Here is a 26,253-nt window from a genome sequence, read left to right as displayed (position 1 = left end):
GTGGGGGGTGCCTGTCGATCGCCGGGCGCGGACCCGCACCGGCGGCAAATCAGTCGACCGGGTTTCGGCCGAGGTGAGATCCTGGATCGCGTATGTCTACGCATCCAGCCCCCGCCCTCGGCTCCCTCGCCGCCCGTCTGACCGAGTTGTCGCTGCGTGACGCGCACCGGCTCGGACGGCGGCTCGAGGGCGCGCGCAAGATCCGTAAGCCCGAGGCCCGTGACGCCGTGCTCGCCGAGATCGAGGGCGAGTTCGACAAGGCAGCGGGCCGGATGGCCGAGCGGCACGCCCGTGTGCCGGCCGTCACCTACCCCGAACAGCTGCCCGTCAGCCAGAAGAAGGACGAGATCGCGGCGGCCATCCGCGATCACCAGGTCGTCATCGTCGCCGGTGAGACCGGTTCCGGGAAGACGACGCAGATCCCCAAGATCTGTCTGGAACTGGGCCGCGGCGTGCGCGGCATGATCGGGCACACCCAGCCCCGCCGGATCGCCGCCCGTACCGTCGCCGAGCGCGTGGCCGAGGAGCTGCGCACCCCGCTCGGCGAGGCCGTCGGCTGGAAGGTGCGCTTCACCGACCAGGTGAACCCGGACGCCACCTTCGTGAAGCTGATGACGGACGGCATCCTGCTCGCGGAGATCCAGACCGACCGCGAGCTGCGCGCCTACGACACGATCATCATCGACGAGGCCCACGAGCGGTCCCTCAACATCGACTTCCTGCTCGGCTACCTCGCCCAGCTGCTGCCCAAGCGGCCGGACCTCAAGGTCGTCATCACCTCGGCGACCATCGACCCCGAGCGCTTCTCCCGGCACTTCGGGGACGCCCCGATCATCGAGGTCAGCGGGCGGACGTACCCCGTGGAGGTGCGCTACCGGCCGCTCCTCGAAGCGGAGTCCGAGGACGCCGACCGCGATCAGATCACCGCGATCTGCGACGCGGTCGAGGAGCTCCAGGCCGAGGGCAAGGGCGACATCCTCGTCTTCCTCTCCGGCGAGCGGGAGATCCGCGACACGGCGGACGCGCTGGAGAAGAAGAAGTACAGATTCACCGAGATCCTGCCCCTCTACGCCCGGCTGTCGCACGCCGAGCAGCACCGGGTCTTCCAGCAGCACACCGGGCGCCGGATCGTGCTGGCCACGAACGTCGCCGAGACCTCGCTGACCGTCCCGGGCATCAAGTACGTCATCGACCCCGGCTTCGCCCGGATCAGCCGCTACAGCCACCGCACCAAGGTCCAGCGGCTGCCCATCGAACCCGTCTCGCAGGCCAGCGCCAACCAGCGCAAGGGCCGCTGCGGCCGTACCTCCGACGGCATCTGCGTCCGGCTGTACAGCGAGGACGACTTCCTTACCCGGCCGGAGTTCACCGACGCGGAGATCCTGCGCACCAACCTGGCCTCCGTCATCCTCCAGATGACCGCGGCCGGCCTCGGCGACATCGAGAAGTTCCCCTTCATCGACCCGCCGGACCACCGCAACATCCGCGACGGCGTGCAGCTGCTTCAGGAACTGGGCGCGATCGACCCCGGCGAGAAGGACCCGCGCAAGCGGCTCACCGACACCGGCCGCAAGCTCGCCCAGCTGCCCGTGGACCCGCGGCTGGCCCGGATGGTGCTGGAGGCCGACCGCAACGGCTGCGTCCGCGAGGTCATGGTCATCGCGGCCGCCCTGTCCATCCAGGACCCGCGCGAGCGCCCCGCCGACAAGCAGGCGCAGGCCGACCAGCAGCACGCCCGCTTCAAGGACGAGACCAGCGACTTCCTCGCCTACCTCAACCTGTGGCGGTACGTGCGCGAACAGCAGAAGGAGCGCGGCTCCAGCTCGTTCAGGCGGATGTGCAAGCAGGAGTACCTGAACTTCCTGCGCATCCGCGAGTGGCAGGACATCTACACCCAGCTGCGGACCGTCGCCAAGCAGATGGGCATCCACCTCGCCGAGGAGGACGCCCCCGCCGACCGCGTACACGTCTCCCTGCTCGCCGGACTCCTCTCCCACGTCGGGATGAAGGACGTACGGGAGGGCAACAAGAACGAGTATCTGGGCGCCCGCAGCGCCAAGTTCGCGATCTTCCCGGGCTCGGCGCTGTTCAAGAAGCAGCCCAAGTTCGTGATGTCGGCCGAGCTGGTGGAGACCAGCCGGCTGTGGGCGCGGGTCAACGCGAGGATCGAGCCCGAGTGGGTCGAGCCGATCGCCGGGCATCTGCTGAAGCGCACGTACAGCGAACCGCACTGGGAGAAGGACCAGGCGGCCGTGATGGCGTACGAGAAGGTCACGCTGTACGGCGTGCCGATCGTCGCCCAGCGCAAGGTGAACTACGGCCGGATCGACCCCGAGGTCTCCCGCGAGCTGTTCATCCGCAACGCGCTGGTGGAGGGCGACTGGCGCACCCACCACAAGTTCTACGCCGACAACCGCAAGCTCCTCAGCGAGGTCGAGGAGCTGGAGCACCGGGCGCGGCGCCGGGACATCGTGGTGGACGACGAGACGCTGTTCGACTTCTACGACCAGCGGGTGCCCGAACACGTCGTCTCCGGTGCCCACTTCGACTCCTGGTGGAAGCACAAGCGGCACGAGCAGCCGGACTTCCTGGACTTCGAGCGGGAGATGCTGATCCGGGAGTCCGCGGAGGCCGTCACCAAGGCGGACTACCCGGACAGCTGGCGGCAGGGCGCCCTGAAGTTCCGGGTCACCTACCAGTTCGAGCCGGGCGCGGACGCGGACGGTGTGACCGTGCACATCCCGCTCCAGGTCCTCAACCAGGTCACGGACGAGGGCTTCGACTGGCAGATCCCGGGCCTGCGGGAAGAGGTCGTCACGGAGCTGATCCGGTCCCTGCCCAAGCCGATCCGGCGCAACTACGTGCCCGCGCCGAACTACGCCAAGGCGTTCCTGGAGCGGGCGGTGCCCCTCCAGGAGCCGCTGACCACGACGATGGCGCGTGAGCTCAAGCGCATGGTCGGGGTGCCGTTCGAGGCGGAGGACTTCGACTGGGCCAAGGTCCCCGAGCACCTTCGGATCACGTTCCGGATCGTCGACGAGCGGCGCCGGAAGCTGGCCGAGGACAAGGATCTGGAGGCGCTGCAGCTCCAGCTGAAGCCGAAGGCGCGCAAGGCGCTCTCCCAGGCCGCGGCGGCGACCACGTCCCGCGAGGGCGGGCCCGGGCTGGAGCGCAAGGGGCTGACCGACTGGACGATCGGCACGCTGAGCCGGGTCTTCGAGACCCGCCGGGCCGGACAGCCGGTGAAGGCGTACCCCGCGCTGGTGGACGACGGCGACACGGTCTCCGTGCGGCTCTTCGACACCGAGGCCGGGCAGGAGGAGGCCATGTGGAAGGGCACCCGGCGGCTGATCCTGCGCAACATCCCGGTGAACCCGGCCAAGTTCGCGTCCGAGAAGCTCAGCAACCAGCAGAAGCTGGGGCTGTCCGCCAATCCGCACGGGTCCATCCAGGCGTTGTTCGACGACTGCGCGATGGCCGCCGCGGACAAGCTGATCGCGGACTTCGGGGGGCCGGCGTGGGACGAGGAGTCGTACCGGAAGCTGTACGACAAGGTGCGCGCCGAGATCGTGGACACCACGGTGCGCACGGTCGGCCAGGTGCAGCAGGTGCTGGCCGCGTGGCAAGCCTGTGAGCGGCGTCTGAAGGCCGTCCGCAGCCCCGCGCTGCTGGCGAACCTCACGGACGTCCGCGAGCAGCTGGACGCGCTGGTGAAGCCGGGGTTCGTCACCTGGGCGGGGATACGGCGGCTGCCCGATCTGATGCGCTACCTGGTGGCGGCGGACCGGCGGCTCCAGCAGATGCCGGCGAACGTGCAGCGGGACACCACGCGCATGGAGAAGGTCCACGAGATGCGGGACGAGTACGCCTGGCTGCTGGAGCAGCTGCCGCAGGGGCGGCCCGTGCCGCAGCAGGTCCTGGACATCCGCTGGATGCTGGAGGAGCTGCGGGTCAGCTATTTCGCGCACGCGCTGGGCACGGCGTACCCCGTCTCCGACAAGCGGATCGTGAAGGCGATCGACGCCGCCGCGCCGTGACCGACTGATCACAGGGGGTGAGTTCGACCTGGCGGGCCCACCTCCTGTACAGTCTCATCTCGCAGCACAAAGCAACAAGCCAAGTGCCGCGAAACCTGGTCCTGTGGAGCAGCTTGGAGTGCTCGCCACCCTGTCAAGGTGGAGGCCGCGGGTTCAAATCCCGTCAGGACCGCAGTAGAAGTGAGGCCCGTCATCCCCCGAGGATGGCGGGCCTCACTCATGTCCCCGGACCCGCCGCCCCGTCGAGGTGGAGGCCGGCGCCGCCCAACGGCCCTCAGGGCAACGGAACTCGGCGAACCCCACCAGAAGCCCACCCGGCCCCTCCCGGACGCCTCCGGGCGCCTTCCTGCCGTCGCGCGGCCTCGGCCGCGCCCGCTTCGCCCGGCACCCCATCGGCCGCCGCGGCCGGCGCCGAGCGGGGGCCGGCGGTCCCGTACGGCGCGACCGGCGCGGGCCCCAACTCCCGTACACACGGCGGGTAGTGGAACCATTGATTCCACTAGCGCACAAATGCCCGGGGCAACAAGTCACCTGGCATGTGACGGGTGTCACTGCATGAGTTTTCAGAACCATGCAACTTACACCCCTCCTACAACGGGTCAATTTAATATGTGCAATTGCACTCCACACCGGAGCGCGCCTTCAGCACCCTCACCGGCCCCCCACCCCGCCTCCGACCAGCGCACAAAACAGATCGCGCTGGACCCGGCGGAGTCCAGCGCGATCGACGACGCACCCTGTGTCGCTTGCCTACAACGTTCTTTTCGGCTTGGGCGTGGGGCCTGTTGGGGCAGGTCCCGCGTCGCTTGAAGCTAGGGTTTCGGGCGCCTCGGCAGGTTGGGGGGCCTGTCGTTTCGCCCTGTATTCAGTTGTTCCGCCTGCTCGGTCAGCCCTCGCTGCGCTGCTGCGGGATGCCCGCGAGCAGAGCGCGGACCTCAGCCTCGCGGTAACGGCGGTGCCCGCCGAGCGTGCGGATCGACGTGAGCTTGCCGGCCTTCGCCCACCGCGTGACCGTCTTGGGGTCGACACGGAACATGGTGGCGACCTCAGCCGGGGTCAGCAGCGGCTCGGCATCAGGGGTGCGAGCGGTCATGAGCGGCCTCCTCGGGAGAACCGAACCTTCTCGGTTCTTTCCTCTAAATTCTGCACCTTGACCCGCGTTGCCCGAAATGGCGGACGCGAGTCGAGTCGGTTATAGGACGAACGGCTTGTCCTCGGCACTACAACTACACCATCTGTCCAGCCCGGTCGGCCAAACCGATGGAATTGCCCTCCCAGGTGTTCATCAGCGACGGAAGCCGATGGACCATGCCATAGCGGACAGTCACGCCACAGTGACGATCAGTCACAGGGCGATCAGGAGGCACCAGACCCCCCAAAGCGTGCAATGCAGAGATTCCGCCCATAGTGCACCACACTTGGACGGAAGGAGCCCTCCCCGGACTCCTTGTCCTATTTTGGCATGAGGAGGGGGAAGAGGCGCAAGGGCCCCGTACGTGCAGTCCATCACCTTTCGGGCGTCCTTGACGCAAACGCCCGGATCGGGGCCGACGCCCCGTCAGTTGGATGAAACGCGCTTGACCGTACGCCGTCGAGCACCGTCCGGGCTGTGGCGCGGGTCACGTTCTGGCGGATTCTGTTTGCACGTCAGTTCGCCGAACGCCGGTCCCGCACCGCACGCCACCGCTCCACGAGCCGCGCGTACGCCTCTCCGGCCGCCGCCTCGTCCCCCTGGCGCAGCGCCTCGATGCCCTCGGCCACATCCGCCGCCGAATGGTCATCCGCCAGCTCGTCGGCCGGCAGCACGTGCACCAGACCGCCGTAGTCCAGCTCCACCAGCGACCGCGGATGGAACTCCTCCAGCCAGCGGCCGATGTCCAGCAGGCCGTCGATCAGCGGCCCTTCGGCCACGGTCTCCCGCAGGGTGCGCAGCGCCCTGGCCACCCGGCGCCGGGCCTGCACCATCGGCGTGCGGTAGCGCAGCACCGGGGGCGCCTCGGCACTCGCCTTGCCGTACTGCCGCTCCTCGTCCGTGACCAGCACGAACCAGTTCACCGGCACCTGCCACGTCGCCGTGCGGATCCACGGGCGCGCGTCGGGATTGCGGCCGAGCCAGCGCTCGTAGTCCAGGGCGGCCTGCCGGCGCACCACCGGCGGCAGCACCGCGTCCAGCACCGGCGGGGGCAGCTCGTCACCGAGTTCCTCCAGCGCCCGCCAGCCGCGCAGCCGGGTCCGCCAGGGGCACACGCAGACCACCCCGTCGACCTCCAGCACGAAGGCGTCACCGCTCTCGTGCACCGGCACCGCGATGGGCGGGGTCGGCACCAAGTCGGCGAGCGAGCGCCGCAGTTCGTCCTGGTACGAGGGCCGCTCCGGGCGGCGGGCGTAGCGCGCCCAGTGGCCGCGCTCCGGCTCCGGGAAGGCGCCCAGCGGCTCGTACACGCGCAGGTAGGCGGCATAGGGGACGACCACGGAGGACACCTTCGGCACGCCTGCTCCCTCCCCATCGGACCCGGCTGGAAACACTGCGAATCGTGCCACGGCCACAGGGGTGCGGTGGGCCCGTGCGAGTGATCCTGAACACTGCCCGGACGGGGGTCGGGCGCAGGCTCTACGCTCATGCCACCAGCACCCGCCACCCGTACGGGAGCTGGCCCCACCCGCCGCTAGTACACAGGAGTCACCACAGTGACCGACGTATCCGGCGCGCCTGCTGATGTCCTGCACACCCTGTTCCACTCGGAGCAGGGCGGTCATGAACAGGTCGTGCTCTGCCAGGACCGCGCCAGTGGCCTCAAGGCCGTGATCGCGCTCCACTCCACCGCTCTGGGCCCGGCCCTCGGCGGCACCCGCTTCTACCCGTACGCCACCGACGCCGAGGCCGTCGCCGACGCGCTCAACCTCGCGCGCGGGATGTCGTACAAGAACGCCATGGCCGGCCTGGACCACGGCGGCGGCAAGGCCGTGATCATCGGCGACCCGGAGCGCGACAAGACCGAGGAACTCCTCCTGGCCTACGGCCGGATGGTCGCCTCCCTCGGCGGACGCTACGTCACCGCCTGCGACGTCGGCACCTATGTGGCCGACATGGACGTGGTGGCCCGCGAGTGCCGCTGGACCACCGGCCGCTCCCCGGAGAACGGCGGCGCCGGCGACTCCTCGGTGCTGACCGCCTTCGGCGTCTACCAGAGCATGCGCGCCTGCGCCCAGCACCTGTGGGGCGACCCCTCGCTGCGCGACCGCACGGTCGGTGTCGCCGGGGTCGGCAAGGTCGGCCACCACCTGGTGCGCCACCTGCTGGACGAGGGCGCGAAGGTCGTGATCACGGATGTCCGCCCGGACGCCGTCCAGCGGATCCTCGACGAACACGCGGGCGTGACGGCGGTCGCCGACACCGACGCGCTGATCCGCCTCGACGGCCTGGACATCTACGCGCCCTGCGCGCTGGGCGGCGCCCTGAACGACGAGACCGTGCCGGTGCTCACCGCCACGGTGGTGTGCGGCGCGGCCAACAACCAGCTCGCCCACCCGGGTGTGGAGAAGGACCTCGCCGACCGCGGGGTCCTCTACGCGCCGGACTACGTGGTGAACGCGGGCGGGGTCATCCAGGTGGCCGACGAGCTGCACGGCTTCGACTTCGAGCGGTGCAGGGCGAAGGCGGCGCGGATCTTCGACACCACGCTGGCCATATTCGCACGTGCGAAGGAAGACGGGATTCCGCCGGCCGCGGCGGCCGACCGGATCGCCGAGCAGCGGATGGCCGAGGCGCGCGCGGGCCGCGGCGGCCACTGAACCGACCGCGCGAGGGGCCCCGCCGACCCGTCTTCGCACACATGAGCGGTACCCGCCGAGGGCAGCTTAGAGAGAACTCTCACTTCCATCGGCGGGTCGTTCCCCGATAAGTGGTTAAAATCGCCACTGACCAGCGAGGACAGGGCGCCTCGAAGGTTCTGTGCACACGCGCGTGCTGCGGGCGACGTACCGTATGGGCGCGGGCTCAGGTACCGTGGAAGCCCTACGGACCGGCCTCTCCACGGAGAGTCCGATCCAGATCATGAACGCGTGTCAGACTCTGGGGCCGTCGAGCCCCGTCACCGAGGGGGTCGAGCCATGGGGCGCGGCCGGGCCAAGGCCAAGCAGACAAAGGTCGCCCGCCAGCTGAAGTACAACAGCGGTGGGACTGACCTGTCACGTCTGGCCAGTGAACTGGGCGCATCAACTTCGAACCAGCCGCCGAACGGCGAGCCTTTCGAGGACGATGACGAGGACGAGGACGACCTTTACTCCCGTTACGCCGACCTCTATGAGGACGACGAGGACGAGGACGACGGTCCCTCTCAACACCGTCGCGGCGCTTGACCTTGTACTGAACACCTGTCCGGTCGGTGGCACAGCCACCGGCCGGCTTCTGTGCTACCCGCGAGCAGGTCTCGCGGGCACCACTCCGTAGGCGTCAGTTCGCGTAGTCCCCCACCAGCTCCGCGCCGCTGTCCTTGTCGCCGCGCTCGGTGATCTCACCGGCCACCCAGGCTTCGACGCCCCGGTCGGCCAGCGTCGCGAGGGCCACGTCGGTGGACTCCTCCGGGACGATCGCCATCATGCCGACGCCCATGTTCAGCGTCTTCTCCAGCTCCAGGCGCTCCACGTTCCCGGTCCTGCCGACCAGGTCGAAGATCGCGCCCGGGGTCCAGCCGGCGCGGTCGACCACGGCGTGCAGGTCGTCCGGGATCACCCGGGCCAGGTTCGCCGCGAGCCCGCCGCCGGTGATGTGGCTGAAGGCGTGCACATCGGCCGTGCGGGTCAGGGCCAGGCAGTCCAGCGAGTAGATCTTGGTGGGCTGCAGCAGCTCCTCGCCGAGGGTGCGGCCCAGTTCGGCCACCTCCGACTCCAGGGCCAGGCCCGCCGTGTTCAGCAGGACGTGGCGGACCAGGGAGTACCCGTTCGAGTGAAGCCCGGAGGCCGCCATGGCGATCACGGTGTCACCCTTGCGGATGCGATCCGAGCCGAGCAGCCGGTCGGCCTCCACGACGCCCGTACCGGCGCCCGCGAGGTCGAAGTCGTCCTCGCCGAGCAGGCCCGGGTGTTCGGCCGTCTCACCGCCGACCAGGGCGCAGCCGGCCAGCACACAGCCTTCCGCGATGCCCTTGACGATGGCGGCGACCCGCTCGGGGTGCACCTTGCCGACACAGATGTAGTCGGTCATGAACAGCGGCTCGGCGCCGCACACCACGATGTCGTCCATGACCATGGCGACCAGGTCGTGGCCGATGGTGTCGTAGACGCCCAGGCGGCGGGCGATGTCCACCTTGGTGCCCACGCCGTCCGTGGCGGAGGCGAGCAGGGGGCGCTCGTAGCGCTTGAGGGCGGAGGCGTCGAAGAGTCCGGCGAAGCCGCCGATGCCGCCGAGGACCTCGGGACGCCGGGTCTTCTTGACCCACTCCTTCATCAGCTCGACGGCGCGGTCGCCCGCCTCGATGTCGACGCCCGCCGCTGCGTAGCTGGCACCAGTTGTCTCAGACATGACTGTGAGAGCTTTCGTGTCGTACTGCGGGGGTGTTACGGGCGGCGGATCGCGTCGGCCGCGGCCGTTTCGGCGGGACCGGCCGCCAGCTCGGTCTCCAGCAGCTGCTTGCCGAGCAGCTCCGGGTCCGGCAGCTCCATCGGGTACTCGCCGTCGAAGCAGGCGCGGCACAGGTTCGGCTTCGCGATGGTGGTCGCGTCGATCATGCCGTCGATGGAGATGTAGGCGAGCGAGTCGGCGCCGAGGCTGGTGCCGATCTCGTCGATCGTCATGCCGTTGGCGATCAGCTCGGCGCGGGTGGCGAAGTCGATCCCGAAGAAGCAGGGCCACTTCACCGGCGGCGAGGAGATGCGGATGTGCACCTCGGCGGCGCCGGCCTCGCGGAGCATGCGCACCAGGGCCCGCTGGGTGTTGCCGCGCACGATCGAGTCGTCCACGACCACCAGGCGCTTGCCCTTGATGACTTCCTTGAGCGGGTTCAGCTTCAGCCGGATGCCCAGCTGGCGGATGGTCTGCGAGGGCTGGATGAACGTACGGCCCACATAGGCGTTCTTCACCAGTCCGGCGCCGAACGGGATGCCCGACGCCTCGGCGTAGCCGATCGCGGCCGGGGTGCCCGACTCCGGGGTGGCTATCACCAGGTCGGCCTCGGCCGGGGCCTCCTTGGCGAGCCGGCGGCCCATCTCCACGCGGGAGAGGTACACGTTCCGGCCGGCGATGTCGGTGTCCGGGCGGGCCAGGTACACGTACTCGAAGACACAGCCCTTGGGCTTTGCTTCCGCGAATCGCGAGCTGCGCAGGCCGTTCTCGTCGATGGCGACGAACTCGCCCGGCTCGATCTCGCGGACGAAGCTGGCGCCGCAGATGTCCAGGGCGGCGGACTCGGAGGCGACCACCCAGCCGCGCTCCAGGCGGCCGAGGACCAGCGGGCGGATGCCCTGGGGGTCACGGCCGGCGTAGAGGGTGTGCTCGTCCATGAAGACGAGCGAGAAGGCGCCCCGGACCTTCGGGAGGACCTGCTGGGCGGCCTCCTCGATGGTCAGCGGCTTGCCGTCCTCGTCGACCTGCGCGGCGAGCAGCGCCGTCAGCAGGTCGGTGTCGTTGGTGGCCGCGACCCGGGTGGAGCGGCTGTTGTTCTCGTTCGGGAGTTCGGCGACCATCTCGGCGAGCTGCGCCGTGTTGACCAGGTTGCCGTTGTGGCCGAGCGCGATCGAGCCGTGCGCGGTGGCACGGAACGTCGGCTGGGCGTTCTCCCACACGGAGGCGCCGGTGGTCGAGTAGCGGGCGTGTCCGACCGCGATATGACCCTGGAGCGATCCGAGAGAGGTCTCGTCGAAGACCTGGGAGACCAGGCCCATGTCCTTGAAGACGAGGATCTGGGAGCCATTGCTGACCGCGATTCCCGCGGATTCCTGACCCCGGTGCTGGAGGGCGTAGAGCCCGAAGTACGTGAGCTTTGCGACCTCTTCACCCGGAGCCCAGACACCGAAGACGCCACACGCGTCCTGGGGGCCTTTCTCACCGGGGAGCAGGTCGTGATTGAGTCGACCGTCACCACGTGGCACGGCTCCGAGTGTAGGCGAGGTCGACCACTGGTCCGAATTGGGGATACGCGGCCGTCACGGGTGGGGGACCTGCGGATCACCTTGTCGCTTTCCACATTTACGCAGGTCAATGCGGCGTGTCCGGTATCGTTCGGGGCTTTCTCCGGCCGCCCGGGATGTTCTGCGGGGCGGTTTGGCCGTATGCGTGAGTGAGGTGTCGCACATCATTCGGTTGTGCTGCGGGTGAGGTTGACGTGGTCCCCGTGACGCGTGGTGAGCGTGAGGTTGCCGTGGCCGGGGGCGGCGGTGAGGGTGTGGCCGCCGAGCAGCCCGCCGAGCAGCCGCTCGAAGGCCATCCGGGCCTCGTCGCAGGCCATCCTGGTGGTGCGCAGCCGCCCGAAGGTGAGGTGGTCGCCGCGCAGGGTGGCGGGGGCGCTGAAGCCGTTGCAGCCGAGGTTGCCGGCGGCGGTCCCGTCGCCGTTCAGGAGCAGGCGGGCGGAGGCCGGGGCGGGGTGCGTGGCGCCCTCGGCGGTGACGCTCACGACGCGCCATTCGACGCCGGTCAGGGGCTGGTCCTCGGTCACCGCTCCACTGTGCGCGGGCGCGGCGCCACAGGCCACCGCCACGGGGAGGAGAAGGGCGAGCGCGGCGGTCGCTTTGTTCCGTTTCATACGGATACGACGGCCGGCCGCCCCGACCGGTTCCCCCCGGTTTCTTCAGGCCCCCTCAGGACATGACCGGCAGGAGTGCCCCGATGTCGGCCCGCTCCCCGCTCGCGCTGACCTTGGCGTCGGCCACGGCGGTCCGCCAGTCCAGCCGCCCGGTGGCGAGCCGGACCCACGTCAGCGGGTCGGCCTCCACCACGTTGGGCGGGGTGCCGCGGGTGTGCCGGGGCCCTTCCACGCACTGCACCACGGCGTACGGCGGCACGCGCACCTCGGTGGAGCCGCCGGGCGCCTTCGCCGCGAGCGCGTCGGCGAGCAGCCGGGTGGTGGCGGCCAGCGCCTGCCGGTCGTACGGCACGTCGAGCCCTGGCACGGCGGCGTTCAGGTCGTCGGTGTGCACGACGAGTTCGACGGCGCGGGTGACCAGGTAGTCGTCCAGGGACAGGACACCGGCGCTGGTCGGCAGCAGCCGGCCGCCGGGGTGCTCGGCGAGGAGGCCGCGCAGGGTGGCGTCGATCTCCGCGAGGTGGGCGTCGAGGTCGGGATGTTCGGCGGTGAGGTCCCGGGTGAACGCGTCGATGGCCGCGGCGTTGGCGGCGGTCGCGAACGGCCAGTCGAGCAGCACGGAATCCGCCGTGGCCGGCTCGGGCTGCGCGAGCGCCCGCTGTACGGCCGTCAGCGCCATCCCGATGTGCACGGCCAGCTCCCGCACGGACCAGCCCCCGAGCCGGGTCTCCCCCGCCAACTGCTCGTCGCTCAGCCCGCGTACGGCCTCCCGCACCGCCCCGAACTGACCGAGGACCGCGGCACGGGTCCGGACGGGATCGTAGCTACGGGCACGCTTCTTGGCCGGGGACATGGGGCGAGCTTATGCGCACTCACCCGTGGGGGTGAGCACCAACGAAACCCCCGCCGCACGGCCGAGGGCGGGCAACACTGGCTTCCGCCTGGAAGGGGGTGCAACATGACGGTTATGGCCGAGCGCACGTCTCAGATGTCGGTGCAGGAGTTCGAAACGATCGCCCTCGCCGCTCCCGAGACCGTCACGTTGGAGTTCATCGACGGACGGATCGGAGTAAAGAAGGTGGCGGACGGAGATCACGACACCATCGTGACCTGGCTTACCCGGCGCTGTATGCAGGCCAGGCCCGACCTGGACCTGTACCAGGGCCGAGGACTTCAGGTGGAGGCATACCGGGACGGCCGGGCGCGACCCGATGCGCTGCTCGTACCGGAAGGCCACTTCGCGGGGCACGGTGAATGGGCCGACCCTGAGGGAGTGCTCATGATCGTCGAGGTCACCTCGTACGACTCGGACACCGACCGGCGAGACCGGCACGAGAAGCCGACCGCGTACGGACAGTCCGGAATCCCGCTGTACCTCTTGATCGACCGAGACTCCTGCACCGTCACCGTGCACAGCGGACCGGACCGGCAGGTCGGCGGCTATCGCGACCTCCACGTCGCCAAGTTCGGCGAGAAGGTCTCCCTCCCCGGTCCGGTCGGCTTCGAGCTGGACACGGAGATCCTCAAGAACTACGTCCGCTGAACCGGCACGGGAAACCCCCGCCCGGAACCTGGATCCGGGCGGGGGTTTTCGTGGCCGCTAGGCCAGCAGCGCGGGGATCGTGGCCTCGTGGGCCTCGCGCAGGGCGGTCAGGGGGAGGGTGAACTCGCCCTGGAGCTCGACCGCGTCGCCGTCCACGACGCCGATCCGCGTGGCCGGCAGGCCGCGCGCGCCGCACATGTCGGTGAAGCGGAGCTCCTCCGAGCGGGGGACGGCCACGAGGGCGCGGCCGGCCGATTCGGAGAGCAGGAAGGTGAAGGCGTCCAGGCCGTCGGGGACGACCAGGCGCGCGCCCTTCCCGCCGAGCAGCGCCGACTCGACCACGGCCTGCACGAGACCGCCGTCGGACAGGTCGTGCGCGGAGTCGATCATGCCGTCGCGGGAGGCGGAGATCAGGATCTCGGCCAGCAGCCGCTCCCGCTCCAGGTCGACCACTGGCGGCATACCGCCCAGGTGGTCGTGGATCACCTGGGACCAGGCCGAGCCGCCGAACTCCTCGCGGGTGTCGCCGAGGAGGTAGAGCAGCTGCCCCTCCTCCTGGAAGGCGACCGGGGTACGGCGGGCGACGTCGTCGATCACACCGAGGACCGCGACGACCGGCGTCGGGTGGATCGCCGCCTCGCCCGTCTGGTTGTAGAGCGAGACATTGCCGCCGGTCACCGGCGTGCCGAGCTGCAGGCAGCCGTCCGCGAGGCCGCGTACCGCCTCCGCGAACTGCCACATCACCGCCGGGTCCTCGGGCGAGCCGAAGTTCAGGCAGTCCGAGACCGCGAGCGGCTTCGCACCCGTCGTCGCCACGTTCCGGTACGCCTCCGCGAGCGCCAGCTGCGCGCCCGTGTACGGGTCCAGCTTGGCGTAGCGGCCGTTGCCGTCCGTCGCGATGGCGACGCCGAGGCCGCTCTCCTCGTCCACCCGGATCATGCCCGAGTCCTCGGGCTGCGCCAGCACCGTGTTGCCCTGCACGAAGTGGTCGTACTGCTGCGTGATCCACTTCTTGGACGCCTGGTTCGGCGACGCCACCAGCTTCAGGACCTGCTCGCGCAGCTCCTCGGAAGTCGCCGGGCGCGGCAGCTTGTTCGCGTCGTCGGCCTGGAGCTCGTCCTGCCAGGAGGGGCGCGCGTACGGGCGCTCGTAGACCGGGCCGTCGTGCGCGACCGTGCGCGGGTCGACGTCCACGATCTTGCCGCCGTGCCAGAAGATCTCCAGCCGGTCGCCGTCGGTCACCTCGCCGATGACCGTGGCGATGACGTCCCACTTCTGGCAGATCTCCAGGAAGCGCTCGACCTTCGCCGGCTCCACGACCGCGCACATGCGTTCCTGCGACTCGCTCATGAGGATCTCCTCGGGCGAGAGCGTCGAGTCGCGCAGCGGGACGTCGTCCAGGGTCACGCGCATGCCGCCGGAGCCGTTGGACGCCAGCTCGCTGGTCGCGCAGGAGAGGCCGGCCGCGCCCAGGTCCTGGATGCCGACGACCAGCTTCTCGCGGAACGCCTCCAGGGTGCACTCGATGAGGAGCTTCTCCTGGAAGGGGTCGCCGACCTGCACCGCGGGCCGCTTCGAGGGCTTCGCGTCGTCGAACGTCTCGGACGCGAGGATCGAGGCGCCGCCGATGCCGTCGCCGCCGGTCCGGGCGCCGTACAGGATGACCTGGTTGCCCGCGCCGGACGCCTTGGCGAGGTGGATGTCCTCGTGCCGCATCACACCGATCGCACCGGCGTTGACCAGCGGGTTGCCCTGGTAGCAGGCGTCGAAGACGACCTCGCCGCCGATGTTGGGCAGGCCCAGGCAGTTGCCGTAGCCGCCGATGCCCGCGACCACGCCCGGCAGGACGCGCTTGGTGTCGGGGTGGTCGGCCGCGCCGAAGCGCAGCGGGTCGACCACCGCGACCGGGCGGGCGCCCATCGCGATGATGTCGCGGACGATGCCGCCGACGCCCGTGGCCGCGCCCTGGTAGGGCTCCACGTAGGAGGGGTGGTTGTGCGACTCGACCTTGAAGGTGACCGCGTAGCCCTGGCCGACGTCCACCACACCGGCGTTCTCGCCGATGCCGACGAGCAGCGCGTCCGACTCGGGCGCCTTCTCGCCGAACTGGCGCAGATGGACCTTGGAGGACTTGTACGAGCAGTGCTCGGACCACATGACCGAGTACATGGCGAGCTCCGCGCCGGTCGGGCGGCGGCCGAGGATCTCCACCACCCGCTCGTACTCGTCCTTCTTCAGGCCGAGTTCGGCCCAGGGCAGCTCGACGTCGGGGGTCGCGGCCGCGTGCTCGACCGTGTCCAGAGGCGTCCGGCTCATGCGTTGACCAGCTTCTTGAGGATCGAGGTGAAGAAGGGAAGGCCGTCGGTGCGGCCCGAACCGATCAGCGGCTCGACGGCGTGCTCGGGGTGCGGCATCAGGCCGACGACGTTGCCCGCCTCGTTGGTGACGCCCGCGATGTCGTTGAGCGAGCCGTTCGGATTCACGTCCAGGTAGCGGAAGACGACACGGCCCTCCGCCTCCAGCTTGTCGAGCGTGTACGGGTCGGCGACGTACCGGCCGTCCATGTTCTTCAGCGGGATGTGGATCTCCTGGCCCTGGCGGTAGTCGCCGGTCCAGGCCGTCTCCGCGTTCTCCACCCGCAGCTTCTGGTCGCGGCAGATGAAGTGGAGGTGGTCGTTGCCGAGCATCGCGCCGGGCAGCAGGTGGGCCTCGGTCAGGACCTGGAAGCCGTTGCAGATACCGAGGACCGGAAGGCCGGCCTTCGCCTGCTCGATGAGCGTGTCCATGACCGGCGAGAAACGGGAGATGGCGCCGGCGCGCAGATAGTCGCCGTAGGAGAAACCGCCGGGCAGGACCACGGCGTCGACCTGCTTGAGGTCCTTGTCCTTGTGCCAGAGGGCGACCGGTTCGGCGCCCGCGAGACGGATCGCGCGCTGGGTGTCCCGGTCGTCCAGGCTGCCCGGGAAAGTGACGACGCCAATACGAGCGGTCACTTCGCCGCCTCCGCGACTTCCGCGCCCTCTTCCACCTTGACGGTGAAGTCCTCGATCACCGTGTTGGCGAGGAAGGATTCCGCGAGATCACGGATGCGGGCGAGCGCGGCCTCGTCGACCGGGCCGTCAACTTCCAGTTCGAAACGCTTTCCCTGACGGACGTCCGAGATCCCCTCGAATCCCAGGCGCGGCAGCGCACGCTGGACCGCCTGGCCCTGGGGGTCGAGGATCTCCGGCTTGAGCATGACGTCGACTACGACGCGTGCCACTGGCACTCCCGATGTGTGGTGCTGAGCAGGTTCCTTCAGACTACCCGCACAAAATTTCTACGCGGGTAGAGTTGGAGGAAACTACGTGAGGCGCATCACGATCGGGTGTCGGAGCCCGGTGGTCGTGAAAAGTTCTGGGAAAGTTCGACAGGCCGCCCGCAACCCCTATTGCGTTCGGACACGCGGACGGATTTAGTCGGGCTTCACTTTGCATTGCCGGGCACTGTACAAATGAATTGGCAATAGCCGATACTCGGCACGTCAACGCCGGTGAGCTGTATCGACGTGCCGCACGAAGGGACCGATATTCGTGGCGCAAAAGGTCGTGGTCACTCTCTTTGACGACATCGACGGCTCGGAAGCGGCGGAAACGATCGCCTTCGGACTCGACGGCAAGTCGTACGAGATCGACCTGAACGAAACCAACGCCAAGAAACTGCGCAAGGCGCTCGCGCCGTTCGTCGAGGCCGGCCGCAAGCGGTCGCGCTCCGGCAAGGCGTACAAGCAGACCGAGGTGGCGCCCGACCCGGCCGCCGTCCGCGCCTGGGCCCAGGCCAACAAGATGGACGTGCCCGCGCGCGGACGCATTCCCAAGAAGGTCTACGAGGCGTTCAGCAGCGCGCAGTGAGGCGTGCCGGGCCCGCGAAGGGGCGGCGCCCAGGGTCCGTCAGCGGGCCCTGGGCGCCGTGCACTTGGGCCGGGCGGGGGCGCGCGGACGGCCGTCCGGGAAGCCGACTTGCGCTACCCCCCTGCTGATCAGCTAATGTCTGAGACACGCCGAGGGGCGAGGCCGAAAGGCAGGAACCCCGAGGATCGTGCGGGTGTAGTTCAGTAGTAGAACATCCCCCTTCCAGGGGGAAGGCGCAGTGTGCGATTCCTGTCACCCGCTCTGGCATCGGCCGTCCCGACCACTCTTGTGGATCAGGTAGGCTGGTGCTCGCACCGATCGGTGGGAGCCGGTCGGGGGCAGTGCGGACGTAGCTCAGTTGGTAGAGCGCAACCTTGCCAAGGTTGAGGTCGCGAGTTCGAGCCTCGTCGTCCGCTCCAGAGAAAAGCCCCGGTCTTCGCGACCGGGGCTTTTTCGTGCCCTCCCGCGTGTTCTCCCCGAAGCGACTTCCGGATCTCCGCTGACATTTGTCATGCCGGCCGATGACACCGCGCACTGCCGGCCGTCCCCGGGCGCCGGGACGCTGAGGGCATGGACATCGACGGACACGATCGGGTGATCGAGGTCACCGGCCTCACCCGTGTCTACGGCGGCGGATCCGGCGGATTCGAGGCCGTACGCGGAATCAGCTTCTCCGTGGCGCGCGGGGAGATCTTCGCGCTGCTGGGCACCAATGGCGCGGGCAAGACCTCCACCGTGGAACTCCTGGAGGGGCTCGCCGCGCCGACCCGCGGCGAGATCAGGGTCCTCGGCCACGATCCCTACCGGGAACGGACCGCCGTACGCCCCCGCACCGGCGTGATGCTCCAGGAGGGCGGCTTCCCCGCGGAGCTGACCGTCGCGGAGACCGCGCGGATGTGGGCGGGCTGCACCAGCGGCGCCCGGCCCCCGAAGGAGGTGCTGGCGCGGGTGGGCCTCGGGGACCGGCACGCGGTACGGGTCAAGCAGCTGTCCGGCGGCGAACGGCGCCGGCTCGACCTCGCGCTCGCCCTGCTCGGCGACCCCGAGGTGCTCTTCCTGGACGAGCCGACGACCGGCCTGGACGCCGAAGGCCGCCGGGACACCTGGGAGTTGGTGCGCGCGCTGCGGGACGCCGGGACGACCGTGCTGCTCACCACGCACTATCTGGAGGAGGCCGAGGGCCTGGCCGACCGGCTCGCCATCCTGCACGCGGGCCGCATCGCCGCGGCGGGCACCCCGGCCGAGGTCACCGCGGGCCGCCCCGGCCGGATGTCCTTCCAGCTGCCCGAGGGCTATCACCTCGGCGATCTGCCCCCACTGGCCGGCCTCGGCGTCTGCGGCCACGAGCACGAGGGCCGGACCGTACGGCTGCACACCACCGACCCCCAGCGCACCGCCGCCGGCGTCCTCGCCTGGGCCGACCGCACCGGCCTGTGCCTGGCCGCCCTCGACGTGCGCTCGGCCTCCCTGGAGGAGGCGTTCCTGGGGATCGCCGGGCACGACGGCGGCTTCGGCCAGGGGGTGGCGGCATGAGCGGGGCGGCAGCCGGACGGACGTACCCGAGCGGGGGAGGAAGCGGCATGAGCGGAGTCGTACGGCCGGCGGCCCGGCGGCGGTTGGCGGCGCTCGGGCGGGCCGAGCTGGCGCTGCTCGGGCGGAACCGGGGGGCCGTGGTCACCGCGCTGCTGGTACCGCTCGCGCTGCCGTTCACCGTGCGCGGGGCGTACGACCGGCTCGATGTGAAGGCGCACGGGGTGAACGTCGGCATCGCGATGCTGACGGCCGCCATCGGCTTCTCCTTCCTCTTCGCCGTCTACACCGCGCTGGTCGGCGCGTTCGTCGCCCGCCGCGAGGAACTCGTCCTCAAGCGGCTGCGCACCGGCGAGCTCTCCGACGCCGAGATCCTCACCGGCACCGCCCTGCCCGCCGTCGGGCTCGGCCTCGCCCAGGTCCTGGTGCTGTCCGTCGGCTGCGCCCTGCTGCTGCACACCGGACCGCCGAAGGCACCCTGGCTGATCCTGCCGGGGCTGCTGTCCGGCCTCGTGGTGAGCGCCGCGCTCGCCGCCGTCACCGCGTCCTTCACCAGGACCACCGAGAGCGCCCAGGTGACCGCGCTGCCCCTGCTCCTCGTGTCCATGCTCGGCTCCGGGATCACCATCCCCGCCGCGGCCCTGCCCGACCGGATCGCGTCCCTCTGCGCGCTGCTCCCGCTGTCCCCGGCGATCCGGCTCGTCGAAGCGGGCTGGACCGGACGGTCGAGCGGCCCGGGGGCCCTGGCCGCCCTGGCCACCGCACTGGCCTGGACCGTGGTGGCGGTGTTTGCTGTACGACGGTGGTTCCGCTGGGAACCGCGGCGCTGAGGACGGGGGTGCGGCGCGTGCTGGGGCGGATGCGGGGCTGGCAGCGGCGGTACTGGGGCGAGCGGAGCAAGGCGGAGCGGGTCGAATTCCAGAGCGTGGTCACCTGGAAGGCCACCCTCTGGTTGTTCCCGCTGAGCTGGATGCTGCCCCCGATCACGGTCGGCCTCCACCGGCACCCCGGAGCCCTCGCGCTCGGCGGCCTGCTGATCGCCGTCGGCCTGCTCCAGTGCCTGGTCGCCTCCCGGCTCACGCGCCCCGCGCTCGACCACTACCTCGGCCGGTCCGACCTGCCCGCGCGCGCCCACCGCGGCGCGGCCCTGCTGCTCGCCCTGGCCCTGGCCCTGCTCGTGACCCTCGTCGCGCTCGGCAGGATGAACGGGCCCACCAGCCGGATGATGCTCAGCGCGGTGCTGGTGTCCTTCGGGATGACCTACGCGCTCACCGTCCCCATGGCGGTGTTCCTGCGCCGGTCCGCCGCCCTGACCGCGCTGCTCGTGGTCGTCCTGCTGCTCGCCCGTCCCAGCGGCCTCGGTGCGGTGGCGACCGCGCTGGCCGTCACGTTCGCCACCGGCTTCACCCTGCTGGCCGCCCGCTGCGGTGCCTGGACCCTCGCGGTGCTCTGGGAGGCCGAGCGCGGCCGGGAGATCCAGGCGCGGCTCGCGGTGGCCGAGGAGCGGCTGCGGTTCGGGCGCGATCTGCACGACGTCCTCGGGCGGAACCTCTCCGTGATCTCCCTCAAGAGCGAACTGGCCGTCCAACTGGCCCGGCGGGGGCGGCCGGAGGCGGTGGAGCAGATGATCGAGGTGCAGCGGATCGCGCAGGAGTCGCAGCGGGAGGTGCGGGCCGTCGTACGCGGCTACCGGGAGGCCGATCTGCGTACCGAACTCGCGGGCGCGCAAGGCGTGTTGGAGGCGGCCGGAATCGGCTGCGAGGTGCGCGCGGAGCCGGGCGGGCTGCCCGCCGAGGTGCAGTCGGCGCTCGGCTGGGTGGTGCGGGAGGCCACCACCAATGTGCTGCGGCACGGGGACGCGCGGCGGTGTGCGGTGGGGCTGGCGGTACGGGAGGGAGTGGTGGTGCTGACGGTGGAGAACGACGGGGTGCGGGCCGCCGCGACGCCCACGAGCGGCGGATCGGGGCTCGCCGGGCTGCGGGAGCGTCTCGCGGCGGTGGGCGGGACACTGGCGGCCGATGCCGCGGGTGAGGACGGGTTCCGGCTGGTGGCCGAGGTGCCCTTGCCGGACGGGGCGCCGCGAACGGCGCGGGAAGCGAGTGACCTCACGTCATGAGTGATCCGGTACGGCTGCTGCTCGCCGACGACGAGCATCTGATCCGGGGCGCGCTGGCCGCCCTGCTCTCCCTCGAGGACGATCTGCTGGTGGTCGCCGAGGCGGCCACCGGGCCCGAGGCGCTGGCGATGGCGCGGGCGCACACCCCCGATGTGGCGGTGCTGGACCTCCAGATGCCGGGCGCGGACGGTGTGAAGGTCGCCACATCGCTGCGCGCCGAACTGCCCGGCTGCCAGGTGCTGATCGTCACCGGGCACGGGCGGCCCGGGCATCTGAAGCGGGCCCTCGCGGCGGGGGTGCGCGGGTTCGTGCCGAAGACCGTCAGCGCCCGGCGGCTCGCCGAGATCATCCGGACCGTGCACGCCGGAAACCGTTATGTGGACCCGGAATTGGCCGCCGACGCGATCTCCGCCGGGGACTCGCCGCTGACCGCGCGGGAGGCGGAGGTGCTGGAGCTGGCCGCCGACGGGGCGCCGGTCGCGGAGATCGCCGAGCGGGCCGCGCTGTCCCCCGGGACCGTGCGCAACTACCTCTCCTCGGCCGTCACCAAGCTGGGCGCCGAGAACCGGCATGCGGCGGTGCGTCTCGCCCGCGAGCGAGGTTGGGTATAGTAGCTCTCGCGCCACGGCGCACTGCGGACGTAGCTCAGTTGGTAGAGCGCAACCTTGCCAAGGTTGAGGTCGCGAGTTCGAGCCTCGTCGTCCGCTCCAGAGAAAGACCCCGGTCCATCGGACCGGGGTCTTCTTCGTGTGCCTAGGACCATCTGGTGCCGGTCAGACGCTCGTACGCCTCCAGGTACTTGGCGCGGGTGGCGTCCACGACCCGCTGCGGCAGCGGCGGCGGGGGCTGCTCGCTGCGACGGTCCCAGCCGGACTCCGCGGAGGTCAGCCAGTCGCGCACGAACTGCTTGTCGTACGACGGCTGCGCCCGGCCCGGCTGCCACTGGTCGGCCGGCCAGAAGCGGGACGAGTCCGGGGTGAGCACCTCGTCGGCGAGGACGAGCGTGTCCCCGTCGAAGCCGAACTCGAACTTGGTGTCCGCGAGCACGATGCCCCGCTCGCGGGCGATGTCGCGGGCCCGGGAGTAGACGGCGAGGGTGGCCTGGCGCAGCTGGGCTGCGGTCTCGGCGCCGACCTGACGGGCGACCTCCTCGTACGAGACGTTCTCGTCGTGCTCGCCGACCTCGGCCTTGGTGGCCGGGGTGAAGATCGGGGCGGGCAGCTCGGAGCCGTCGACGAGGCCCTCGGGCAGCGCGAGGCCGCACACGGTCCGGGACTCCTCGTACTCCGCGAGACCCGAGCCGGTGAGGTAGCCGCGGGCCACGCACTCGACCGGGACCATCTTCAGCGACGTGCAGACCAGAGTCCGGCCCGCCCAGTCGGCGGGGGCGCCGGCGGGCAGCTCCTCGGAGATCACATGGTTCGGGGCGAGGTCGCGCAGCTGGTCGAACCACCACAGGGAGAGCCGGGTGAGGACGCGGCCCTTGTCGGGGATCTCCGTGGGGAGCACCCAGTCGTAGGCCGACATGCGGTCGCTGGCGACCATCACGAGGTCGCCCGCCTCGTTCCGGTACAGGTCCCGCACCTTTCCGGTGTGCAGGTGCACCAGGCCCGGAACCTGGATCGGCTCGGGCTTTTCTACGAATCCGGACACGGTTCCTCCCCGTGGTTCTGTCCAACTGCCTCGATTCTCCCTTATGCGGGAGGCCGCTTTCGGCCAGGGGTCGCCCGGGACCGGGGAGCGGCTCAGTCGCGTTTGCAGATGCGGTCCAGAAGGTTGGCCGTGGCCCGCTGGATACGGGGGTCCACATGGCCGGGGCGGTCCAGGGCCGGGGACCAGGCGAAGGTGCCGGAGGCGAACACCCAGGCGCCGGACGGGGCCCGGTACAGGGAGGTCTCCTGGTGGCGCAGGGCGCCGCCGGTGTCGGTGTAGGGGGAGTGCGCGAGCAGGATGCGCTCGTCGTGCGCGGGCAGCGCGGTGCGCGGGAAGTACCGGTCCGCCTCGCCCGCGACCAGGCCCGGGATCTCGTCACCCTCGTGCGCCCCGGTGGCCTCCCAGAGCCAGTGGCCGGCGTTGCGCACGATCAGCGGGCGCGGTTCGGGCACCCGGCCCGCGTACTGGATGCCGATCAGCTCCTGTTCGGGGCGGTCGACCTCCCGCCACAGCACCGGCTTGCCGGGGCCCTTGCGCTTGCGGCAGGTCAGCAGCCGGTCCGGCGCCCCGGACGGCGAGGCCCCCAACTCGACCTGCCAGTACATGGTGTTGGCGGACAGGAAGACCAGCGAGGTGCCGTGGTCGCGGGCCCGCTCGGCGGCGCGGCGCATCGGCAGCGTCCAGTACTCGTCGTGCCCGGGGAAGATCAGGCCCCGGTAGCGGGTGGGGTCCACCCGGCCGGCGTGCAGGTCGCGGGCGTCGGCGTAGGCGAGGTCGTAGCCGTAGCGCTCGGCCCAGCGGATGACGTCGTAGGCGTGTCCGACGTGCAGCGGCAGGCCCGCGCCCGCGTACGGCCGGTCGAAGGAGACCGTGGTCGCCGCGTCGGCCTCGCCGAGCAGCGCGCCCTGTTCGTCCCAGGCGTGGTAGAGGCTGGCACCGGTGTGCCCGTCCTCCGGGTACAGGTTGTACGCCTGCCACGTCACGTCGGGCAGCAGCAGGAGCAGATCGGCCGGGCGGTCGTCGCGGACCGTGAACGGCACATGGGAGCGGTAGCCGTCGGCGGTGGTCAGCACGGCCACATAGGCGCCGACGCTCCAGTGCGAGGGCACCTGGAGGCGCCAGGACAGCCACCAGTGGTGGCAGGAGACGGTGCGGTCGGCGGTCAGCGGCGGGGACTGCACGATGCCGGACAGCCGGGGGCTGGTGGTGATCTTGGCGGCGCCGTCGCCCGCGTAGTGGCCGATCCGGTAGATGTCGACGGAGAACTCCTGCGGCGGGTCGACCGTGACATGGAAGTCGATCGCCTCGCCGGGCGCGACCGCGCCGGTGGCGGTGAAGCCCTTGATCTGGCGGTGCACGTCGTCGGCCGAGCGGGGGCCGCCGGGGGAGGTGCGCGGCGCGGGGATGCGCGTGTCGCCCCGGGTGTGCTGCTGCGGCACGGCGTCGACGTACCAGGGCACCACGTGGCCGGTGTCGTCGAAGTAGGTCTCGCTGCCGCGCAGCCAGGGCACCGGGCCCAGGCCGAAGGGATCGGTGACGGCGTGCGCGATCGCTCCGGACTCCCAGCGGCGGATGTGGTCCGAGGCCATGGTCGCTCCCCTCCCCGAGCCCCCCGAAGCCTGTAGGCGGGCGGTGCTCGCGGTGCTCGGCCCTGCTGTCGTATGTCGCATGCCTTTGCCAGGTGCGTGATGTGTTCCAGCACATCACATAACGCACGGGCTCGGTCACTATTCGTTGCGAATTGACCTGAAGTGGAAGCGGAGGCTCCCGTTGGGCGAGGTGCCCCGGCGGTCAGACGAGGCGTATCGGCTTCTCGGGGCGTATCCCCGCGGCGGCCAGCCAGTCGCGCAGCGGGCCCGGGTCGCCCTCCTCGATCAGGCTCAGCACCCGGGGCGTCAGGTCGGCCGCGCGCTCGCCGTGCAGCAGCAGGGACGGGCCGTCCAGCCAGTCCAGGGCCGGGACCGCGCCCGCGGTGTCCACGGCGGCGCAGCACACCATCGCCGTGACGTGATCGGTCAGCAGTTCGCGGGCGGTACGCGGGGGCTGGAGGGGGACCAGCGGCAGCGCGCCGCCGTCCCACAGGGTGCAGGGCGGGCTCTGTCCGGCGGCGGTGGCGCCGCGCGGTACGGCGTTCTCCTCCCGGGCCACCTCGGCGCTGAGGCCGGCGGCGAGGAGGGCGCTGCGTTCGGTGCCGGGGTCCTCGTCCTCGCCGTCTTCGTCGTGCTCGTCGTGCTCGTCGGCCCCGCGGTCCTCGGCGGTCGCCGGGTGGTCCGGGAAGGCGTCCGCGCCGGTGTGCGCGGGGACGAGGGCGGTGCCGGGCGCGGTCCGCGCCGGTCCGCCGGGGTCGCCGGTGGCCTCGCGCTCGTTGTGCCCGGTGGCATCGTCCGCGGGGTCCGCGGGCCCGGGAACGGGGTCCGGGTCCGTGGGCTCGGTGAGGTGGTCGAGGATCCGGGCCAGGGTGGGGGCTCCGGTGTGCCGGGCCGGGCGGGTGCCGAGGGAGTCCAGGACGCGGTGCAGCCGGGCCGCGTCGGCGCGCCAGGTGCGGTCCACGACCTCCTCCGGGTACGACTGCCAGTCCACCGGCGCCCAGTCGGCGCGGGGTCCGGCCGGGCCGCCGTGGAAGAGGCGCGCGGCGAGCAGCGAGGTGGCCTCGTCCACGCTGCCGGGCTCCTCCAGCAGATCGCAGGCGGGCCGCTCGCCGAGGCGGGAGGTGAAGCCCTCGGCCAGCCGGTCGCGCCGGGACAGCTCGGTGAGCGCGGCCACCACGCCCGCGTCGAGGCGGGAGGGCCAGCGGCCCATCCGCCAGGCGGGCAGCGCCACCCGGGTCAGCAGCCGGTCCCAGCCCGCGTACGCGAGCCCGACCTGCTCCTGGGCGACGATCCGCAGCCCGTAGTCCACCGTCTGCGCCCGCTCGGCGGCCGCCGCGGCGACCCCGCGCTCCATCTGCGCGGCGTGCTCGCGGCAGGCGCCAAGCAGCAGCCGGGCCACCCGGCCGAGAAGCGCGCACGCCCCGCGGGCCAGCGGGCCCCGCCGCGGCGTGGCGGCCACGGCCAGGGTGGCGTCCAGGCCGCGCACGAAGCGCCGGGCGGCGGCTATGTCGGGCTGTGCCGAGGGGCCCGTACCGGCGACGACCGGGGCGATGACGGCGCGCAGCTCGCCGACCCGCATCCACCACAGGAACGGGGAGCCGATGACGAGGACCGGCGCGACGGGGGCCCGGCGGGGGCGGCGCCCCTCGCCCGGTATGTCCGCCTCGCCGGGACCGGGCCGGGCGGGCGGGCCGTGCGCCGCGTGTGTACGGTCCTCCAGCCAGCTGTCGCAGTCCGGGGTGAGGGCTATGGCGGAGGGCGCCGGGACCTCCAGCCGCTCGGCGAGGTCGCGCACCATCCGGTACAGGTCGGGGGCGGACTCCTCGGCGACCGGCACCGTGGGCGTCATGGCGGGGCGGGCCCGGGCGACGACCAGGGCGATGCCGGCGGTGGCCAGCAGGACGAGGACCGCGAGGGCGCCCACGGCCCAGCGGGCGGCGTCCCAGCCGGGGCCGACCAGGTGGCCCGTGGCCGCGCCGGCCAGCAGGATCACCTCGGCCGCCGCGGGCAGCACGGCCACGCCCAGGGCCCGGCCCCGGACCCGCAACACCGCGAGGGCCCGGGAACGCGCGGCCTGCGCGCCCGCTTCCACACCGATTCCGGTCACCTGCCGCTCACCCCCTCCCCTGCCGATGCCGCCCTGTCCTGGTGCTGCTCAC

The 26,253-nt window shown here is 71.2% G+C and carries 21 protein-coding genes and 4 tRNA genes; 13 read left to right on the top strand and 12 right to left on the bottom strand.

The window, feature by feature from the left end:
* Positions 1-92 precede the first annotated feature (92 nt).
* Both hrpA and GHR20_RS19220 read left to right on the top strand, forming a co-directional pair.
* Positions 93-4,037 carry an ATP-dependent RNA helicase HrpA gene (gene hrpA / locus GHR20_RS19225; RefSeq protein WP_153813882.1) on the top strand — a complete coding sequence of 1,315 codons (3,945 nt, stop codon included), beginning with the start codon at positions 93-95 and terminating at the stop codon, positions 4,035-4,037.
* Positions 4,038-4,134: 97 nt separating this feature from the next.
* Positions 4,135-4,209 (top strand) — tRNA-Asp (locus GHR20_RS19220).
* Between the two features lie 714 nt (positions 4,210-4,923).
* On the opposite strand, the gene bldC is transcribed toward GHR20_RS19220, so the two are convergent.
* Both bldC and GHR20_RS19210 read right to left on the bottom strand, forming a co-directional pair.
* Positions 4,924-5,130 carry a developmental transcriptional regulator BldC gene (gene bldC / locus GHR20_RS19215; RefSeq protein ID WP_020869672.1) on the bottom strand — a complete coding sequence of 69 codons (207 nt, stop codon included), beginning with the start codon at positions 5,128-5,130 and terminating at the stop codon, positions 4,924-4,926.
* Between the two features lie 554 nt (positions 5,131-5,684).
* Entirely contained in the window at positions 5,685-6,527 is an 843-nt protein-coding gene (locus tag GHR20_RS19210) for a hypothetical protein (protein WP_148024443.1), read from the bottom strand.
* Positions 6,528-6,725: 198 nt separating this feature from the next.
* On the opposite strand from GHR20_RS19210, the gene GHR20_RS19205 reads away from it, so the two are divergent.
* Both GHR20_RS19205 and GHR20_RS19200 read left to right on the top strand, forming a co-directional pair.
* Positions 6,726-7,829, top strand: coding sequence for a Glu/Leu/Phe/Val dehydrogenase dimerization domain-containing protein (locus tag GHR20_RS19205; protein WP_153813881.1), 1,104 nt, complete (start codon positions 6,726-6,728; stop codon positions 7,827-7,829).
* A 318-nt stretch (positions 7,830-8,147) separates the two neighbouring features.
* Positions 8,148-8,396 (top strand): DUF3073 domain-containing protein, encoded by a 249-nt coding sequence (locus tag GHR20_RS19200; protein ID WP_111585817.1) that lies wholly within the window; start codon positions 8,148-8,150, stop codon positions 8,394-8,396.
* A gap of 94 nt (positions 8,397-8,490) precedes the next feature.
* Here GHR20_RS19200 and purM read toward each other — a convergent pair whose 3' ends face one another.
* The 4 genes from purM to GHR20_RS19180 all read right to left on the bottom strand — a co-directional run bounded on the left by purM (position 8,491) and on the right by GHR20_RS19180 (position 12,626).
* The gene (gene purM / locus GHR20_RS19195) at positions 8,491-9,558 is read right to left on the bottom strand and encodes a phosphoribosylformylglycinamidine cyclo-ligase (RefSeq protein WP_153813880.1); all 1,068 of its coding nucleotides are present in this window, start codon (positions 9,556-9,558) and stop codon (positions 8,491-8,493) included.
* A 35-nt stretch (positions 9,559-9,593) separates the two neighbouring features.
* Entirely contained in the window at positions 9,594-11,123 is a 1,530-nt protein-coding gene (gene purF, locus GHR20_RS19190; RefSeq protein WP_111585815.1) for an amidophosphoribosyltransferase, read from the bottom strand.
* A gap of 203 nt (positions 11,124-11,326) precedes the next feature.
* Positions 11,327-11,773 (bottom strand): META domain-containing protein, encoded by a 447-nt coding sequence (locus tag GHR20_RS19185; RefSeq protein ID WP_153813879.1) that lies wholly within the window; start codon positions 11,771-11,773, stop codon positions 11,327-11,329.
* A 55-nt stretch (positions 11,774-11,828) separates the two neighbouring features.
* A complete protein-coding gene (locus GHR20_RS19180) occupies positions 11,829-12,626 on the bottom strand; it encodes a maleylpyruvate isomerase family mycothiol-dependent enzyme (RefSeq protein ID WP_153813878.1) in 798 nt (265 codons plus the stop codon).
* A gap of 105 nt (positions 12,627-12,731) precedes the next feature.
* On the opposite strand from GHR20_RS19180, the gene GHR20_RS19175 reads away from it, so the two are divergent.
* Positions 12,732-13,316, top strand: coding sequence for a Uma2 family endonuclease (locus GHR20_RS19175; protein WP_148024438.1), 585 nt, complete (start codon positions 12,732-12,734; stop codon positions 13,314-13,316).
* A 57-nt stretch (positions 13,317-13,373) separates the two neighbouring features.
* On the opposite strand, the gene purL is transcribed toward GHR20_RS19175, so the two are convergent.
* The 3 genes from purL to purS are packed head-to-tail and all read right to left on the bottom strand — an operon-like array spanning position 13,374 to position 16,578.
* Complete coding sequence (purL, locus tag GHR20_RS19170; protein ID WP_148024437.1) at positions 13,374-15,632, bottom strand: phosphoribosylformylglycinamidine synthase subunit PurL; 2,259 nt, start codon at positions 15,630-15,632, stop codon at positions 13,374-13,376.
* On the bottom strand, positions 15,629-16,309 hold the full coding sequence (purQ, locus tag GHR20_RS19165) for a phosphoribosylformylglycinamidine synthase subunit PurQ (RefSeq protein WP_111585811.1): 681 nt from the start codon (positions 16,307-16,309) through the stop codon (positions 15,629-15,631). Before purQ ends, purL begins: the two co-directional genes overlap by 4 nt.
* Positions 16,306-16,578 (bottom strand): phosphoribosylformylglycinamidine synthase subunit PurS, encoded by a 273-nt coding sequence (purS, locus tag GHR20_RS19160; RefSeq protein ID WP_037650676.1) that lies wholly within the window; start codon positions 16,576-16,578, stop codon positions 16,306-16,308. Before purS ends, purQ begins: the two co-directional genes overlap by 4 nt.
* A 310-nt stretch (positions 16,579-16,888) precedes the next feature.
* Here purS and GHR20_RS19155 point away from each other — a divergent pair, with 310 nt between their 5' ends.
* From GHR20_RS19155 to GHR20_RS19120, 8 genes are all read left to right on the top strand, one after another.
* A complete protein-coding gene (locus GHR20_RS19155) occupies positions 16,889-17,206 on the top strand; it encodes an Lsr2 family protein (protein WP_037650674.1) in 318 nt (105 codons plus the stop codon).
* 189 nt (positions 17,207-17,395) lie between these two features.
* Positions 17,396-17,467 (top strand) — tRNA-Gly (locus GHR20_RS19150).
* A gap of 82 nt (positions 17,468-17,549) precedes the next feature.
* Positions 17,550-17,625 (top strand) — tRNA-Gly (locus GHR20_RS19145).
* Between the two features lie 151 nt (positions 17,626-17,776).
* Entirely contained in the window at positions 17,777-18,739 is a 963-nt protein-coding gene (locus tag GHR20_RS19140) for an ABC transporter ATP-binding protein (protein WP_111585810.1), read from the top strand.
* A 47-nt stretch (positions 18,740-18,786) separates the two neighbouring features.
* Entirely contained in the window at positions 18,787-19,566 is a 780-nt protein-coding gene (locus GHR20_RS19135; protein WP_153813877.1) for an ABC transporter permease, read from the top strand.
* Entirely contained in the window at positions 19,539-20,852 is a 1,314-nt protein-coding gene (locus GHR20_RS19130) for a sensor histidine kinase (protein WP_343336012.1), read from the top strand. The genes GHR20_RS19135 and GHR20_RS19130 overlap by 28 nt, the downstream gene beginning before the upstream one ends.
* Positions 20,849-21,463, top strand: a complete 615-nt coding sequence (locus GHR20_RS19125) for a response regulator transcription factor (protein WP_153813876.1) — start codon at positions 20,849-20,851, stop codon at positions 21,461-21,463. The genes GHR20_RS19130 and GHR20_RS19125 overlap by 4 nt, the downstream gene beginning before the upstream one ends.
* Before the next feature lie 23 nt (positions 21,464-21,486).
* Positions 21,487-21,562 (top strand) — tRNA-Gly (locus GHR20_RS19120).
* Between the two features lie 43 nt (positions 21,563-21,605).
* Here the strand turns inward: GHR20_RS19120 and GHR20_RS19115 are convergent.
* The 3 genes from GHR20_RS19115 to GHR20_RS19105 all read right to left on the bottom strand — a co-directional run bounded on the left by GHR20_RS19115 (position 21,606) and on the right by GHR20_RS19105 (position 26,201).
* Positions 21,606-22,505, bottom strand: coding sequence for a phosphoribosylaminoimidazolesuccinocarboxamide synthase (locus tag GHR20_RS19115; protein ID WP_153813875.1), 900 nt, complete (start codon positions 22,503-22,505; stop codon positions 21,606-21,608).
* A 92-nt stretch (positions 22,506-22,597) separates the two neighbouring features.
* Positions 22,598-24,094 carry a N,N-dimethylformamidase beta subunit family domain-containing protein gene (locus GHR20_RS19110; protein WP_148024434.1) on the bottom strand — a complete coding sequence of 499 codons (1,497 nt, stop codon included), beginning with the start codon at positions 24,092-24,094 and terminating at the stop codon, positions 22,598-22,600.
* A gap of 202 nt (positions 24,095-24,296) precedes the next feature.
* Complete coding sequence (locus tag GHR20_RS19105) at positions 24,297-26,201, bottom strand: hypothetical protein (protein ID WP_153813874.1); 1,905 nt, start codon at positions 26,199-26,201, stop codon at positions 24,297-24,299.
* Positions 26,202-26,253 lie beyond the last annotated feature (52 nt).

It is taken from the genome of Streptomyces sp. SUK 48 (assembly GCF_009650765.1).
Lineage (GTDB): Bacteria > Actinomycetota > Actinomycetes > Streptomycetales > Streptomycetaceae > Streptomyces.
The sequence above is the reverse complement of the archived record's forward strand: the minus strand, read 5'-3'. Positions and strand labels throughout refer to the sequence as shown.

Bases quoted from the DNA above. Each gene is read 5' to 3' on its own strand.
- GHR20_RS19110 (WP_148024434.1), bottom strand. From the start codon at position 24,094: ATGGCCTCGGACCACATCCGCCGCTGGGAGTCCGGAGCGATCGCGCAC.
- bldC (WP_020869672.1), bottom strand. From the start codon at position 5,130: ATGACCGCTCGCACCCCTGATGCCGAGCCGCTGCTGACCCCGGCTGAG.
- GHR20_RS19180 (WP_153813878.1), bottom strand. From the start codon at position 12,626: ATGTCCCCGGCCAAGAAGCGTGCCCGTAGCTACGATCCCGTCCGGACC.
- GHR20_RS19175 (WP_148024438.1), top strand. From the start codon at position 12,732: ATGACGGTTATGGCCGAGCGCACGTCTCAGATGTCGGTGCAGGAGTTC.
- purL (WP_148024437.1), bottom strand. From the start codon at position 15,632: ATGAGCCGGACGCCTCTGGACACGGTCGAGCACGCGGCCGCGACCCCC.
- GHR20_RS19135 (WP_153813877.1), top strand. From the start codon at position 18,787: ATGAGCGGAGTCGTACGGCCGGCGGCCCGGCGGCGGTTGGCGGCGCTC.
- hrpA (WP_153813882.1), top strand. From the start codon at position 93: ATGTCTACGCATCCAGCCCCCGCCCTCGGCTCCCTCGCCGCCCGTCTG.
- GHR20_RS19185 (WP_153813879.1), bottom strand. From the start codon at position 11,773: ATGAAACGGAACAAAGCGACCGCCGCGCTCGCCCTTCTCCTCCCCGTG.
- GHR20_RS19200 (WP_111585817.1), top strand. From the start codon at position 8,148: ATGGGGCGCGGCCGGGCCAAGGCCAAGCAGACAAAGGTCGCCCGCCAG.
- GHR20_RS19140 (WP_111585810.1), top strand. From the start codon at position 17,777: ATGGACATCGACGGACACGATCGGGTGATCGAGGTCACCGGCCTCACC.
- GHR20_RS19125 (WP_153813876.1), top strand. From the start codon at position 20,849: ATGAGTGATCCGGTACGGCTGCTGCTCGCCGACGACGAGCATCTGATC.
- purM (WP_153813880.1), bottom strand. From the start codon at position 9,558: ATGTCTGAGACAACTGGTGCCAGCTACGCAGCGGCGGGCGTCGACATC.